General features: G+C 69.9%; 11 protein-coding genes. 6 read left to right on the plus strand and 5 right to left on the minus strand.

Annotated elements, in window-relative coordinates:
* Positions 1 to 92 precede the first annotated feature (92 nt).
* Positions 93 to 1529 carry a CCA tRNA nucleotidyltransferase gene (locus tag IF188_RS17430; protein WP_191173075.1) on the minus strand — a complete coding sequence of 479 codons (1437 nt, stop codon included), beginning with the start codon at positions 1527 to 1529 and terminating at the stop codon, positions 93 to 95.
* Between the two features lie 103 nt (positions 1530 to 1632).
* Positions 1633 to 3201, minus strand: a complete 1569-nt coding sequence (locus tag IF188_RS17435) for a DUF7059 domain-containing protein (protein ID WP_191173076.1) — start codon at positions 3199 to 3201, stop codon at positions 1633 to 1635.
* Between the two features lie 147 nt (positions 3202 to 3348).
* Between IF188_RS17435 and IF188_RS17440 the strand changes: the two genes are divergently transcribed.
* The 5 genes from IF188_RS17440 (at position 3349) to IF188_RS17460 (ending at position 9369) form a co-directional block, all read left to right on the plus strand.
* Positions 3349 to 5631 (plus strand): DUF6049 family protein, encoded by a 2283-nt coding sequence (locus IF188_RS17440; RefSeq protein ID WP_191173077.1) that lies wholly within the window; start codon positions 3349 to 3351, stop codon positions 5629 to 5631.
* Entirely contained in the window at positions 5628 to 7247 is a 1620-nt protein-coding gene (murJ, locus tag IF188_RS17445) for a murein biosynthesis integral membrane protein MurJ (RefSeq protein ID WP_191173078.1), read from the plus strand. Before IF188_RS17440 ends, murJ begins: the two co-directional genes overlap by 4 nt.
* A gap of 113 nt (positions 7248 to 7360) precedes the next feature.
* Positions 7361 to 8353 carry a thioredoxin-disulfide reductase gene (gene trxB, locus IF188_RS17450; protein WP_191173079.1) on the plus strand — a complete coding sequence of 331 codons (993 nt, stop codon included), beginning with the start codon at positions 7361 to 7363 and terminating at the stop codon, positions 8351 to 8353.
* Between the two features lie 72 nt (positions 8354 to 8425).
* Positions 8426 to 8749 carry a thioredoxin gene (trxA, locus tag IF188_RS17455; RefSeq protein WP_191173080.1) on the plus strand — a complete coding sequence of 108 codons (324 nt, stop codon included), beginning with the start codon at positions 8426 to 8428 and terminating at the stop codon, positions 8747 to 8749.
* A gap of 203 nt (positions 8750 to 8952) precedes the next feature.
* Positions 8953 to 9369 carry a YciI family protein gene (locus IF188_RS17460; protein ID WP_191173081.1) on the plus strand — a complete coding sequence of 139 codons (417 nt, stop codon included), beginning with the start codon at positions 8953 to 8955 and terminating at the stop codon, positions 9367 to 9369.
* A 25-nt stretch (positions 9370 to 9394) separates the two neighbouring features.
* On the opposite strand, the gene IF188_RS17465 is transcribed toward IF188_RS17460, so the two are convergent.
* The gene (locus tag IF188_RS17465; RefSeq protein WP_191173082.1) at positions 9395 to 9745 is read right to left on the minus strand and encodes a tryptophan synthase subunit alpha; all 351 of its coding nucleotides are present in this window, start codon (positions 9743 to 9745) and stop codon (positions 9395 to 9397) included.
* Between the two features lie 65 nt (positions 9746 to 9810).
* Here IF188_RS17465 and IF188_RS17470 point away from each other — a divergent pair, with 65 nt between their 5' ends.
* Complete coding sequence (locus IF188_RS17470) at positions 9811 to 11187, plus strand: RNA polymerase sigma factor (protein ID WP_263575390.1); 1377 nt, start codon at positions 9811 to 9813, stop codon at positions 11185 to 11187.
* 295 nt (positions 11188 to 11482) lie between these two features.
* Here the strand turns inward: IF188_RS17470 and IF188_RS17475 are convergent, their stop codons facing one another.
* Positions 11483 to 12505 (minus strand): ParB/RepB/Spo0J family partition protein, encoded by a 1023-nt coding sequence (locus tag IF188_RS17475; protein ID WP_191173083.1) that lies wholly within the window; start codon positions 12503 to 12505, stop codon positions 11483 to 11485.
* Entirely contained in the window at positions 12505 to 13428 is a 924-nt protein-coding gene (locus IF188_RS17480) for a ParA family protein (protein WP_318152930.1), read from the minus strand. The genes IF188_RS17475 and IF188_RS17480 overlap by 1 nt, the downstream gene beginning before the upstream one ends.
* Between the last annotated feature and the right edge of the window lie 1683 nt (positions 13429 to 15111).

Raw genomic sequence — 15111 nt, forward strand, 5'->3', positions numbered from 1 at the left:
TCGTTGCGCTATCTTCACTCCCGCGCGGCGTCATGGCAATCGAGTGAACGATTCGTAACCGAACTGAAACCCGCCCGACGTGAGACCGCGTGTCAGGCCGGGCTCGTGCGGTTCTGCCACCATTCACGCAGGCGCCGCTCCGCCTCTTCTGCTCCGAGCACGCCATCGTCGAGGCGCAGTTCGAGCAGGAACCGGTAGGCCTCGCCCACCTCGCGCCCCGGCGGGATGCCGAGGATCTGCTGGATCTGGTTGCCGTCGAGGTCGGGCCGGATGGCGTCGAGCTCTTCCTGCGCGGCGAGCTCCCCGATGCGGCGCTCGATGTCGTCGTAGGCCGACGCCAGGCCACGCGCCTTGCGGACGTTGCGCGTCGTGACATCGGCGCGGGTGAGGATGTGGAGACGCTCGAGCTCGGGTCCGGCATCCCGCACGTATCTTCGCACCGCGGAGTCCGTCCACGCCCCCTCGGAATAGCCGAAGAAGCGAAGGTGCAGCTCGATGAGCCGCGAGACCGTCGCGATCGTGTCGGAGTCGAAGCGCAGCTCTTGCAGGCGCTTGCGCGCGAGGCGGGCGCCCTTGAGGTCGTGGTGGTAGAAGGTGACGCCGCCGCCGGGCTCCAGGCGCCGCGTCGCGGGCTTGCCGATGTCGTGCAGCAGCGACGCGAGGCGCAGCGGCACGTCGGGAGCGGACCCCGGGTTGCGGGAGCGCTCGAGCTCGATCGCCTGCCGCAGCACGGTCAGCGAGTGCTCGTAGACGTCCTTGTGGTGGTGGTGCTCGTCGACTTCGAGCTTGAGCGCCGGGATCTCGGGCAGGAACTCGGCCATGAGCCCGGTCTCGACGAGCAGCCGGATGCCGCGCACCGGGTCGTCGGTGGCGAGCAGCTTCACGAGCTCGCCCTGGATGCGCTCGGGGCTCACGATCGACAGGGTCTGGCGCAGCTCGGCCATCGCGGCCTCGGTGGCCGGGTCGACCGAGAACCCGAGCTGCGATGCGAAGCGGGCCGCGCGCAGCATGCGCAGCGGATCGTCGCCGAAGCTCACCTGCGGGTCGGCGGGCGTGCGCAGCACACCGTGCACGAGGTCCTCGACGCCGCCCGTCGGGTCGACGAGCGTACGGCCGGGCACCCGCAGCGCCATCGCGTTGACGGTGAAGTCGCGGCGCACGAGATCCGACTCGAGCGTGTCGCCGAACTCGACGGTCGGCTTGCGCGTGACGCCGTCGTAACTGTCGGCGCGGTATGTCGTGATCTCGACCTGCTCGCCGCGCACGCGCGCGCCGATGGTGCCGAATGCGCGACCGATGTCCCACTGCGTGGAGCTCACCGGCTTGACCACGCGCAGGATGTCGTCGGGTCGCGCGTCGGTCGTGAAGTCGAGGTCGTTGGTGGTGCGCCCGAGCAGCGCGTCGCGCACGGGGCCCCCGACGATCGCGAGGTCGAACCCGGCGTCCGCGAAGGCCCGGGCGAGCGTGTCGACGACGGGGGACTCGGCGAGCGCACCGAGGCGCGCGATGCCCTCGGCCATGTTGAGCATTGCTTCAGCCTACCGACGGACGCCGTCCCCGTTTCGAATCGCGCACTTTGCCGTTGCACACGGTCGGATCGTGCAAAGTGCGCGATTCGAAACCCGGGGTGCGCTACATGAACCGCAGGAAGCCGGTGAACACCAGCTCGCGCACGCGGGGGATGAGGTCGGCCCGCAGCGCTCCGGCGTCGACCCCCAGCAGCTGGGCGATCGCGTCGATCAGCACGCCGACCGGCAGGTCGCCGTCGCACGCGCCGACGAGTGCGGCCAGGCCCGGGTCCACCCCGAGCGCCCGACCGAACCCGCCGCCCTGTCGCAGCTCGATCACCGTAGGGTCCTCGGCGCCCGGAAGGTGGTGGCGCGCTTCGGTCACGTCGCCGGCGACGAGAAGAGTGGATGCTGCCACGCCGGCGTCGTCCATCGCCGCGAGCCGATCGTGCGCGGCCAGGGCGTCGGCGAGGTGTGCGCCCAGGCTGTCGCCCGGTCGGACGGTGTGGAGGCTCTCGTACCGCTCGAGCGTCGTGGCTCCGTTCGACGAGCTCAGGGATCGCGGGCGCCGCAGCAGGATGTAGCCGAAGCCGACCTCGGTCACCCCGCGCGCCGCGAAGTCGTCGAGCCACGCGTCGACGAGCCGCGTGAAGCCGGACGTGCCGGCCAGCGTGCCGCCGTCGCGCACCCACAGTTCGGCGTACGACAGCGGGTCCAGGATCTCGCGCTCGACCACCCAGGCGTCCAGCGCCACCGGCGACGCCTCGACCCACGCACGCACGCGGTCGAGACCGGTGTGCGTGCGGCCGTCGGCGTCGACGCGGGTCTCCCAGTTGCCGAGCAGCTGTGCGGTGCCGCCAGGGGTGAGGTGCGCGCCGACGCCCGTGACGAAGGCGGCCACGACGTCGTCGCCGGCCATCCCGCCGTCCCGGTACTCGTACGCCGGGATGTCGGCCACTCGCGGCGTGATGACGAACGGCGGGTTGGACACGATGCGGTCGAACTGCTCGCCGGCGACGGGTTCGAACAGGCTGCCGAGCCGGGTCTCGATACCGTCGACGCCGTTCAGCAGCGCGTTCAGCCGCGTGAAGGCGAGGGCGCGCTCCGAGATGTCGGTGGCGACGACGTGGTCCACGTGCGCGCGGGCGCGCAGCGCCTGGATGCCGCACCCCGCCCCGACATCGAGTCCGCGCGCGGCGGGCGTCGGAAGCTGCAGGCCGGCGAGCGTCAACGATGCGCCGCCCACCCCCAGCACGTGGTCCTCGGGCAGCGGACCGCCCAGCGCCGCCTCGTCGAGGTCGCTCGCGATCCACCACTGACCGGTGTTCGATTGCTGATCAGGTCCCGTGGCGTCCGCGTACGACTGCGGTCTCACGACGGCGAGCGGCCGCACGACCTCGTCCTCGATCGTCGCGAGCCCCAGCCGCGCCAGTCCGTCGGCCTTCGTGCGCGGGAGAGCGAGATCCGCGGATGCCGCGGCCGCCGGCATCCCGAGCACGAGAAGTCGCGCGAGCACGGCCAGGGCGTCATCTCGGTCGCCGAGCGCCCGCAGCGCCGGGGAGCGCAGCCCGCGCGCGATGGCGTCGTCGGCCGCCTCGCCCCACGCCTCGCGCACGCCCTCGGCGGTGAATCCGGCGTCGCCGAGATCGGCGGCGAGCGAGCGGCACAGAGCGGGATCCGGTTCAGGAAGCACGCCTTCACGTTATCCGCCCCGCGTTCCCGGCTCGGATCACCCTCGCACCGCCCGGCGTCCGGCGGGCTCGGAGCCATGGACCGTAGAATCGCAGTCGATCGTGCGGTCAGGACATCGCACAGGAGCGAAACCCCCGACAGGATGATCGTGACCAGACCGCGGGCTCTGCGGCGCCCCCCACGCCGCGCCCCTCGCCTTGCGACCGCTGTGCTCGCCGCGGCAGCCGCGCTGACGGTCGCACTGCCCGCCCCCGCCCTGGCCATTCCCGCCCTCGCCGCCACGGAGCCCTCGCCCACGCCGACCCCGACGTCGTCGATCGCACCCGGCACGACCGTCTTCACGCTGTCGCCGGTGTCGAACGGCATCGTGCGCGCGGGCGACGCCCTGACCGTGTGGGTGTCGCTGCAGAACGGCACCGACGTCGAGCTCCCCGCGACCGACGTCACCCTGTCGCTCGGCCGCACGCCGATCGCGACCCGCAACGACCTGCGGGACTGGCTGGGCGGCGACGTGGAAGGGGCGGCGGTCGCACCTGTCGCCGTCGAGCCGCTTCCGGCCGTGCAGCCCGGCGGCAGCGAAGAAGGCGCCGTCACGATCGCCGGTGACGACCCCGCCCTCGCCGGTCTGACGCCCGGCGTCTACCCCCTGGCGGCCTCTTATTCCTCCGACACCGGTCTGGTCACCTCCACCAGCGCGCTCGTGGTGCCCGACGATGCCCGCGAGCCTGTCGCCGTCGGTGTCGTCGTGCCGATCACCGCGGGCCCGCGCATCGAGGGTCTGCTGACCTCCGACGAGCTCGCGGAGCTCACCGCCCCCGACGGCACGCTCACCAGCCAGCTCCGCGCGGTCACCGGCACGAACGCGATCCTCGCCGTAGACCCCGCCATCCCCGCGTCGATCCGCGTCCTGGGCACGGCGGCGCCTCAGCCCGCGCTGGAGTGGCTGTCGCAGCTCGAGGCGCTGCCCAACTCGCGGTTCGCGCTGCAGTTCGGCGACGCCGACGTGACCGCCCAGCTGCAGTCGGGGCTGCGCCGACCCCTCGCCCCCACCTCTTTCACCTATGCGATGTCGCCGAGCGACTTCGCGGCGACCACCCCGTCGCCCGAACCCACGCCGACACCCGCCCCGACTCCGTCCGCCACCACCGCACCGGACGACGAACTGCCGTCCACCGCCGAGCTGCTCGACATCGGCGCGGTCGGCGACGACGCGTTCTACTGGCCCGCGGACGGCACAGCAGACGCCGATATCGTCACGGCGCTGGGCGGTCTCGGCACCGACGAGGGCCCGGCGCTGACGGTGATCCCGTCGGCCACCACTCGCACGGGCTCGGCCGGCGGCACCGTGGCGGCGCATGCGAGGCTGGGCGACGCGCAGGTGCTCGTGTACGACAGCGATGTGTCGACGGAGCTGCAGGAAGGGTCTTCGATCGACCAGACGTGGCTGCGCGGTGCCCCGCTCACGGCCGCGACCGCGTACCTGGCCTTCGCGACGGCCGAGTCCTCGGGGCCGCTGATGGTGACGGTCGGCCGCGGTGAGGACCGCTCGCGCCTCGGACTCGGCACGGCGATCTCGGCAGCCGCATCCGCGCCCTCCGTCGAGCCGCGCACGCTCGCGGCCCTCACGGCGAGCGACGCGGGCACCACCGAGCTCGTCGACATCGACGCCTCGCCCGAACGCGCGGCTGCGGCATCCGCCCTCGTCGCCGACGAAGAAGAGCTCGGCCGCTTCGCCACCATCCTCGACGACCCGGCGCTTCTCACCGGGCGCGAGCGCGCCGGCATTCTGCAGGTGCTGGGCGTCGGATGGGTCGGCGATCCCGAGTGGCCGACAGCCCTCGCCGACCACCGCGCCGCCACGAGCACGACGCTCGGCTCGGTGAGCCTGCTGCCCACGACCCCCACCAACCTGTTCGGATCCCGTGCCCCGCTGCAGTTCTGGGTGCGCAACGACCTGCCGTACCCGGTCAACCTCGTGCTCTACACGACTCCCGACAGTCTGCGCCTGGACGTGCAGAGCGAGACCAACGTCATCGCGACGCCGCAGAGCAACACGCGCGTCGACGTGCCCGTGCAGGCGCGCGTGGGCCGCGGCGAGGTGACGCTCACGCTCCAGCTGCGCAGCCCCGTGTTCGTCGCGATCGGCGAGCCAGAGACCGTCGACATCAACGTGTGGGCCGATTGGGAAGGCGTCGGCATCACGGCCCTGGCCGTGGTCGTCGGCAGCCTCGTCGTCGTCGGCGTGGTGCGGACGGTGCTGCGCATGCGCCGCCGCCGTCACCCCGTGGATGCCGCCACCCCCGCTGACGGGACGGCCGAGGATGCGGCGGCCGAGGCCGAGGAGGAGCCTGCGGACGCGGCATCCACTCCCTCCGCTGAGGCCGACGGAGCTGCGGCCGACGGAGCTGCGGCCGACGGAGCCGAGAAGTGAGCGGCATCGGGCGCGCGAGCGTCATGATCGGGGCCGGGACGATCGTGTCGCGGCTGACCGGGTTCCTGCGCGGCATCGTGCTCGTGGCCGTCGTGGGATCCGTCGGCAGCAAGGCCGGCGACGCGTTCGCCACCGCCAACCAGCTGCCGAACAACATCTACGCGCTGATCTCCACCGGCCTGCTCACGGCCGTCGTGGTGCCGCAGATCGTGAAGGCCGCCTCGCACGCGGACGGCGGGCGCGCCTTCATCTCGAAGGTGTTCACGCTCGGCACCGTCGTGCTGCTGGGAACTACGGTGCTCGCCACCTTGATCGCGCCGTGGCTCGTGCAGCTCTACGCTCCGGGGTACTCGTCGCAGCAGCTCGCGCTGGCGACGGCGTTCGCCTACTGGTGTCTGCCGCAGATCCTCTTCTACGGGCTGTACGCGCTCGTTGGCGAAGCCCTCAACGCGCGCCGCATCTACGGCCCGTTCACGTGGGCGCCGATCGTCAACAACATCGTCTCGATCGCAGGCTTCGCGCTGTTTCTCGTGTTGTTCGGCGGTCCCGTCACCGCCGTCGCGGACTGGACGCCGGGGATGATCGCCCTTCTCGCCGGCACCGCCACCATGGGCATCGTGATCCAGGCGGGCATCCTGTTCTTCTTCTGGCGGCGCACCGGGCTGCACGTACGACCCGACTTCGCATGGCGCGGCGTCGGCCTCGGGCAGATCGGCCGCCTCGCGGGCTGGACGTTCCTGATGGTCGCGGCAGGACAGGTCGCCGGCCTGTTGCAGGGCCGCGTCGTCTCGGAGGCGTCGGGCGACGGACCCGCCGCGGCCGCCATGGGTTACGCGTGGCTGCTGTTCATGCTCCCGTACTCGATCATCGTCCTGTCGATCGGCACCCCGTACTTCACGCAGCTCAGCGAGCACGCCTCGGCCGGGCGCGACGACGAGGTGCGCGGCGACATCGGCCGCAGCATCCGCACCCTCGGCGTGTTCGTGGTGATCGCCACCTTCGCCCTCGCCGCGGCCGCCGTGCCGGCGTCGCGCATCTTCACGAACACGGCGAGCGAGGCGGTGCAGGCGGCCTGGGTGCTGTTGGCGTACCTCGTCGCGCTGATCCCTCTCGCCGTGCTGTTCGTCATCCAGCGCACCTTCTACGCCTACGACGACACCCGCACCCCCTTCTACTTCACTCTCGTCCAGTGCGCGATCGTCGTGGCGACGGCATACGGGGCGTCGGGCCTCGTCGAGGCCGACGTCATCGGGCTCGAGTACCTCGCCGCCTTCGTGGCGCTCGGCCAGTCCATCGCGAGCATCGTCCAGGTCGTGATCGCGACATGGCTTCTGCAGCGACGGCTGGGGAGCTTCGGCACGGCATCCTGGATGCTCTCGCTCGGTCGATTCGTGCTCGCTGCGATCCCCGCAGGCGCAGCCGGGTGGGGGGTGTTCGTGCTGCTGGGAGGAGCGGACGGATGGACGGCATCCAGTGCCCTCCTCGGCGCCGTCGGCTCGGCGATCATCGGGATCGCGGCTGTCGCGGTATACGTTGCGTTCCTCGCGCTCCTGCGCGCCCCCGAGCTGTCGGTGGCGACGGGCGTGCTGCGCCGCTTCCTCCCCGGCGGACGCTGAGCACGCCGACACCGGACCGGTCGGCGGAATGCCACGCGGTTACCATGTGTTGAGGCATCCGGAGCCCTTTCGTCCGTCGTGACGACAGCGCTCGCCAACAGGAAGGTGCGTACGTGCGTCAGGTCATCATCATCGGGTCGGGCCCTGCGGGGTACACCGCCGCCATCTACGCGGCCCGCGCGAACCTGAGCCCGCTCGTCGTGGCGAGCTCGGTCGAGGCCGGCGGCGAGCTGATGAACACCACCGAGGTCGAGAACTTCCCGGGCTTCCCCGAGGCGATCATGGGGCCGGACCTCATGGCCAAGATGCAGGAGCAGGCCGAGCGCTTCGGCGCCGAGGTGCTCTACGACGACGTCGTGTCGCTCGACATCGACGGTCCCGTCAAGAAGGTCACCCTCGGCAGCGGCACCACCCACGAGGCCGACTCGCTCGTCTTCGCGACCGGCTCGGCGCCCCGCAAGATCGGCATCGAAGGCGAGTCCCGGCTGTCGGGCCGCGGTGTCTCGTACTGCGCGACGTGCGACGGCTTCTTCTTCCGGGAGCGTGTGATCGCCGTCGTCGGCGGTGGCGACTCGGCGATGGAAGAGGCGACGTTCCTCACCAAGTTCGCGTCGAAGGTGTACATCATCCACCGCCGCGACGAGCTGCGCGCCTCGAAGATCATGCAGGAGCGCGCGTTCAAGAACGAGAAGATCGAGTTCGTCTGGAACAGCGCGGTCGTCGACATCCTCGGCGACGAGGCCGTCACCGGCGTCGTGCTCGAAGACACCGTCGACGGCACGCGCCGCGAGCTCGCGCTCGACGGCGTGTTCGTCGCGATCGGCAACGACCCGCGCACGCACCTCGTGCACGACAAGCTGCAGCTCACCCCCGAGGGCACCGTCTGGGTCGACGGTCGTTCGTCGCGCACCTCGGTCCCCGGAGTGTTCGCCGCCGGCGACGTCATCGACCCGACCTACCGTCAGGCCGTCACCGCGGCCGGAAGCGGCACGGTCGCAGCCCTCGACGTCGAGCACTACCTGGCCGCACTCGGCGAGGCGGGCGCGCCGGATCCTGCCGGGGCCGAGATCGACGGACTGGCGGATGCTGCGACCCTGGGTCGCTGACCGGCCAGGAACAATCCACGCGCCGGCGTTGTTGACGCCGATGACAGACTTCCACCGAAGGAGACAGAAAAGATGACCGCCAAGGCGACGACCTCCGCCACGTTCGAGCAGGACGTGCTCCAGGCCGACGGCCCCGTGCTCGTCGACTTCTGGGCCGAGTGGTGCGGGCCGTGCCGTATGGTCTCGCCCGTCCTCGACCAGATCCAGTCCGAGCACCCCGACAAGATCACGATCCTGAAGCTCAACGTCGACGAGAACCCCGATCTCGCGATGAAGTACCAGATCACCTCGATCCCGGCGATGAAGGTGTTCCAGGGCGGAGAGGTGAAGACCACGATCATCGGCGCCAAGCCGAAGTTCGCGCTCGAGCAGGACCTCGCCGCGTACATCGGCTGACACTCTTCACGTGCGAAGCCCCGTCAGACCCGGTCTGACGGGGTTTTTCGCTGTCCGGGGCACCATGCCCGATGAGGAATGTGAGGATTTCTGAACTTTCCTTCGCCGAAGTGTCGATCTGGGCCAGGCTGGTTCGACGCACAAGGTGACGGGCCGGAACGGACCCGCGAACCGGGCCGGACGGCCCCGACGAAGGGAACATCATGCGTTACATGCTCATCATGCAGGTCGATGCCGAAGCCGCCGCCGCGTTCGACCCGGCCACGATCGACATGTCCGAGGCGTACGCCGCCATGGGCCGCTACAACGAAGAGCTGCAGAAGGCCGGCGTCTTCCTCAGCGCCGAAGGCCTCTCTGATGCGGCCGAGGGCTTCCGGGTCGACTTCACCTCGGCGCCCCCCGCGGTGACCGATGGCCCCTATGCCGAGGCCAAGGAGGTCTTCACGGGCTTCTGGATCCTCGAAGTCGCCTCGCGCGAAGAGGCCGAGCTCTGGGCGCTCAAGTGTCCGCTCGGACCCGGCACCGCCCTCGAGGTGCGTCGCGTCAACGAGCTCAGCGACTTCGACCAGAACGACGAGTGGGTCGCCAAGGAGCAGGAGTGGCGTGCCGCCAACTCCTGATGTTCGGTCAGCCCGGGACGCCGGCTCAGCCGGCGTCGACACGCACCGTCGCATCCCAGCGACGGTGCGTGTTGGCGTCGCCGAGCAGCCGCCACACCGCGGCCGTCAGGGGAGGGTAGTCCAACGCGATCTGCCGCAGCACACGGTAATGCCGGCTCGCGTTGGGGCGGGACCCGCCGTTCTCGCCGATGTTCTCCGCCCGCAGCATGAACACGACCAGCTCGTCGACCGACGGAAGGTCCTCCATGAAGTCCCAGGGGTCTTCGCCCCCGCGCAGCCGCTCGGTGATCAGCACCGACAGCTCATCGGCGGCTTCAGCACGCAGCAGCTCGAGGCTGGCTCTTCTCCTCGGAGTCTGCTCGTCATTCGCCACCATCCCAGGGTACGTCGCCACACCGACACCGCGGGTCGCGCGGCGGCGTCTCGCTCTACGCTGAGAGCATGACGGCCGCCCCCACCGCCGGCTCGGCGCAACCCGGCTCGGCGCAACCCGGCTCGGCGCAACCCGGCTCGGCGCAACCCGGCTCGGCGCAACCCGGCTCGGCGCAACCCGGCTCCTCGGAGCATCGCGCCGTCGAGGCCGTGTGGCGCGATCAGTCCGCGCGGATCGTCGCGGCACTCACCCGTCACACCGGCGATTTCGCCTGGGCGGAGGATCTCGCCCAGGAAGCACTCGTCGAAGCCCTCGGTTCATGGCCGACCGCCGGCATCCCCGACAATCCGGGGGCCTGGCTGATGTCGGTCGCCAAACGCCGCGCGATCGACGGGTGGCGCCGTCGCGAGCGCATGTCGCAGCGCGAGCCGCTCTTCGTCACCGAGGCGCTCCACGCAGAGGCATCCGATCCCGTTCCCGGCGAGGCCGACCCCGACCGCATCGACGACGATGTGCTGCGGCTCGTTTTCGTGGCATGTCATCCCGTGCTGCCGGCGCAGGCTCGGCTCGCCCTGACTCTCCGCACAGTCGCGGGGCTCACCTCCGAGCAGATCGCGCGCGTGCTGCTGATGACGGTGCCGACCGTGCAACAGCGCATCGTGCGGGCGAAGCGCACCCTCGCGGACGCCGGCGTGCCGTTCGAGGTTCCCGACCGCGCGGAGCGCCCTTCCCGCCTGGCGAGCGTGCTGCAGGTGATCTACCTGCTCTTCACCGAGGGGTACTCCTCCGCCGAGGGGGAGCGGCCGCTCCGCCCCGACGTCGCGCGCGAAGCGGTGCGGCTCGGACGCCAGCTCGAGACGCTCATGCCCGGCGAACCCGAGATCTCATCGCTCATCGCGCTGATGGAGTTCCAGTCGTCCCGCTTCGCCGCGCGCATCGATGGCGAAGGCCTTCCCCTCACGCTGGAACAGCAGGACCGTCGCCGCTGGGACCGCTCCGCCATCGCACGCGGCTCGCAAGCACTGAGTCGAGTGGATACCGGCGGCCGAGGCCTCGGGTACTACGGTCTGCAGGCGGCCATCGCGGAGTGCCACGCGGTCGCACCCACGTTCGCCGATACGGACTGGAACCGGATCCTGCGCCTCTACGATGCCCTCGAGACCCTCGCACCTTCGGCGGTCGTGCGCCTCAACCGGGCCGTCGCGGTGTCGATGGTCGACGGCCCCGAGGCCGCCCTCGAGGTCGTCGCCGAGCTCGAACCCGAACTGGCCGGCTTCCGCCCCCTCGTCGCGGTGCGTGCCGAGCTGCTCGAACGCCTCGGACGAGTGGATGCCGCATCCGCCGCGTTCCTCGCTGCCGCTGATCTTCCCGGGAACGCCGCCGAAACCGAGGTGCTGCGCCGGCGCGCCGCCGCCCTGGTCCCGCCCGCACCCCATGTTCGTTGAGCGAAGCGAGGAACGAGCGAAGACGAAACGCACCGAGCGGACGAGCGACCCCGTGCGCCGCCTAGGATGCCTCAGCCGCGCCGTACTCGGTCTCGCCGCACCCCCCCTGTTCGTTGAGCGAAGCGAGGAACGAGCGAAGGCGAAACGCACCGAGCGGACGAGCGACCCCGTGCGCCGCCTAGGAGGCCTCGGCCGCGCCGTACTCGGTCTCGCCGCACCCCCCCTGTTCGTTGAGCGAAGCGAGGAACGAGCGAAGACGAAACGCACCGAGCGGACGAGCGACCCCGTGCGCCGCCTAGGAGGCCTCGGCCGCGCCGTACTCGGTCTCGCCGAGCTCCTCGAGGATTCGATTGAGGTCCTGGATCGTCGCGAAGTCAATGCTGATCTGGCCTTTTCGTGCCGTCAGCGAGATCTTCACGCGAGTGTTGAGGCGATCGCCGAGTCGCTCTGCCACCTCGTCGAGGTGCGCGCGGCGCGAGCCGGCCTGTGGCTTCGCAGCGCGCACGGGCGCAGCATCCGGAAGCTTCGCGGCAGCCTCCGCGGCACGCACCGACAGGTCCTCGTTCACGATCTTGTCGGCCAGTCGCTGCATCGCCGTCGCGTCCTCGAGCGACAGGATGGCGCGCGCATGGCCGGCCGTCAGCACTCCGGCCGCAACCCGCTGCTGAACGGGGACGGGCAGCTTCAGCAGTCGGATCGTGTTGCTGATCTGAGGACGCGAGCGGCCGATGCGGGTGGCGAGTTCCTCCTGCGTGATGCCGAAGTCCTCGAGCAGCTGCTGATACGCGGACGCCTCTTCGAGCGGGTTGAGCTCGGAGCGGTGCAGGTTCTCGAGCAGCGCGTCGCGGAGGAGGTGCTCGTCCGCCGTGTCACGAACGATGGCCGGGATCGAGTCGAGACCCGCCTCGCGAGCGGCACGGGTGCGCCGCTCGCCCATGATGAGCTCGTACTCGCTCTTCTCGTTGAGCCGGACGACGACGGGCTGCAGCACGCCGAACTCGCGGACCGAGTGGACGAGCTCCGCGAAGTGCTCGGGATCGAAGTTGGTGCGCGGCTGCCGCGGATTGGGAACGATGTCGTTCGGGTTGATGTGGGCAAGCCGAGCACCGGGAACCTCGACGAGATCCTCCTGCGGTTCGGGCTCCGGTTCCGCCTTGGCTTTCGCCTTCGGCTTCGGCGTGGGGGAGGCGGCGGGCTCAGCCTCGTCCACGGCGACCGCGCGGGGGAAGAACACATCGGCGGGACGCTCATCGGCCTGCTCGGTGGTCGGGATGAGTGCGCCGATTCCACGGCCGAGTCCTGTGCGCTTCGCTGCCATCAGGCGCCCCTTTCATTCGAGGCGCTGTCGCGCCGGATCATCTCCACGGCCGCTTCGCGGTAGGCGATGGCGCCGGCCGACTGTCCATCGTAGGCGAGAACGGACTGCCCGAAGCTCGGTGCTTCTGAGACACGCACCGAGCGAGGGATGATCGTGTCCAGCACCTGGCTCGGGAAGTGCTCGCGCACTTCGTCGGCGACCTGCTGCGCAAGGCGCGTGCGACCGTCGTACATCGTGAGCAGGATGGTCGAGAGCTGCAGTCGCGGATTGAGGTGCTTCTGGATCATCTGGACCGTCCCGAGCAGCTGGCTGAGACCTTCGAGAGCGTAGTACTCGCACTGGATCGGGATGAGCAGTTCGCCGGCGGCAGTGAAGGCGTTGATCGTCAGAAGACCCAGCGATGGCGGGCAGTCGATCAGGATGAAGTCGAGCAGGTCGGGATTGCTCGCGAGGTAGTCGTCGACTGCCACCCGCAGCCGGTGTTCGCGGGCGACCTGCGACACCAGTTCGATCTCGGCACCGGCGAGGTGGATCGTGCTCGGTGCGCACAACAGGTTCGGCGACTCAGGGCTCACCTGGATGATGTCGGCCAGCGGGAACTCGTCGATGAGCACGTCATAGACGCTGGGAATGTCGGATGTGTGCGGTACCCCGAGCGCGGTCGACGCGTTGCCCTGGGGGTCGAGGTCGATCACGAGCACTCGCGCCCCGCGTTCGGCCAGAGCCGCAGCGAGGTTGACGGTGGTGGTGGTCTTGCCGACGCCGCCCTTCTGGTTCGAGACCGTGAGCACACGCGTGCGCCCGGTGAGGTGCACCTCGGCCTCTTCGAGTGCTTTGCGACGCGCCGTCAGATCCGCGAGCTCCCGCGCGATCGGGGAGTCGTCGTCTTCCTGCTCGACGTCTGCGGCGTCTTCCTGCGTGATGGGGGATTCCTCTTCTTGCGTGTCGGCGGGGGCGGCCTCTGCGGCCTCTGGTTCGGTATCAGCCTGCTCAGCGGTAGCTTCGGGTTCCGCGGCATCCTGGTGCCGTTCCGGGTCTGCATCCCGAGCCGACTCCGCACCTGCGGGCTCGTCGGGCATCTGCGACGTCTCGTCAGCGTACTCGCTGGATGCGACATCGGCGTCGGCGTCGGCGGTCGCCGAGTCTTCGGTCTCGGGGGCGTCGCCTGTAGCTCGGGCGAGGTCGTCGGCGACCTCGACCTCAGGCTGTGCGGGCTCAGGCTGTGCGGGCTCAGGCTGTGCGGGCTCAGGCTCCGACACGGTCTCGGGGTCGTCGTCCGTCACGGCAGCGACCTCAGACTCGACGGGAGCGTCGCGGTCTGGTGTCCAGACCTCATCCTTCACCGCGGTGTCTGCAGACGCCAGAGTCGTGACGGTGGGCGGTTCTTCGGACGAGGCGGCGGCCTGAGCCTCGGTCTCGTCGGGTTGTTTCACGTGAAACTCTCCCCCTTGCGCGAGCCGCTCAACGTCGCTCTCCACCTTATCCCGCCTTCCCCCCATCCCCAGCCGCCGAAGCCACTTGTTCATTCGTTCCTTACCATTCCGCGCGAGGCATCTATCTCCCTAGTCAACCTCGCTGATGCCTCCTTGCCCCGCCAACCCGCCGCTCAGACGGGAAGCGATTCGCAAGCGATTTGCTTGTCGCGCCGCGTTCGTCCACCTGCCCGCGAGACGTCGTGCAACCGCGTATTTTCGCGCGCGCAACACTGCCCGCGACACCCGGATCTCCCTCCTCTGCAGCTGTGTGCGCACGGCTCGGCTGGCGCTGTGCTCCTCTTTCAGCGCGATCTTCGAGTGACTCCGTGCCCTCAGCCATCGCCGAGGCGGTCTTCATCAACGCAAGCCATGGCGTCGCAGCATCCTCGTTTCACGTGAAACACGCGCGCCTAGATCGGACAATCACCGGATGCTGACGGCGCCCCTGCGCGCATAGCCGAGGTGCATCGGGCTCCACTACACGCATCGACCGGACGCGACGACCGCGAGTTGTGCCCCGAGCCTGCCGCGACCTTGAGAAGGCGGCGCAGCGGAGGGATGAGTGTAATGAGACGAGCAGCCCCGGGAGCAACGGCGACCCCGCTGATCGTCAGTGGGATCAACGCAGAGAGTCGTGAGCGACTGCCGGTGGCCGGCCGCGAGCGGCGGACGCGCTCGTCGAGGCAATGCAGCGGCAATCCTTCGCGTCTGTTCGAGGCCCCGGGTTCAGCCCTGGGTTGTCACGCAGCCGCAGGTCGTCGTCGTTGCGAGGAACGCGCTCGTCAACGCGATCAGCGCGGAGGTGATGATCGGATGCCGGCGGCCGGTCATGGACGGTATGCGCGCTCGTCGACGACATCCACCGAGAGTCCTCTACATCCGTCCGGGTCAACCCGCCGAGTTCAGTTCCGGTCTGTCGCGCAGCCGCAGAGACGGCGTCGTTCCACGGAACGGAGCGATCGCGGACGACACCATAACGCGGAACCGGCCATGCAGACGACGACGGTGCGATCAGCGCAGAGAATGACGATGAATGGATGGCGGCGGCCGACATCGAATCGGCACACGCGCTCGTCAACGAGAAGCGCGAAATGCACGCATGCGCGGGGCGACCGTGGCGGTTCGGTCCTG

Source organism: Microbacterium helvum (assembly GCF_014779795.1).
Lineage (GTDB): Bacteria > Actinomycetota > Actinomycetes > Actinomycetales > Microbacteriaceae > Microbacterium > Microbacterium helvum.

What these genes read in the sequence shown, in the direction of transcription:
- IF188_RS17430 (WP_191173075.1), bottom strand. Translation starts at nt 1,529, where the DNA reads ATGCTCAACATGGCCGAGGGCATCGCGCGCCTCGGTGCGCTCGCCGAG.
- trxA (WP_191173080.1), top strand. Translation starts at nt 8,426, where the DNA reads ATGACCGCCAAGGCGACGACCTCCGCCACGTTCGAGCAGGACGTGCTC.
- IF188_RS17465 (WP_191173082.1), bottom strand. Translation starts at nt 9,745, where the DNA reads ATGGTGGCGAATGACGAGCAGACTCCGAGGAGAAGAGCCAGCCTCGAG.
- IF188_RS17475 (WP_191173083.1), bottom strand. Translation starts at nt 12,505, where the DNA reads ATGGCAGCGAAGCGCACAGGACTCGGCCGTGGAATCGGCGCACTCATC.
- IF188_RS17460 (WP_191173081.1), top strand. Translation starts at nt 8,953, where the DNA reads ATGCGTTACATGCTCATCATGCAGGTCGATGCCGAAGCCGCCGCCGCG.
- IF188_RS17470 (WP_263575390.1), top strand. Translation starts at nt 9,811, where the DNA reads ATGACGGCCGCCCCCACCGCCGGCTCGGCGCAACCCGGCTCGGCGCAA.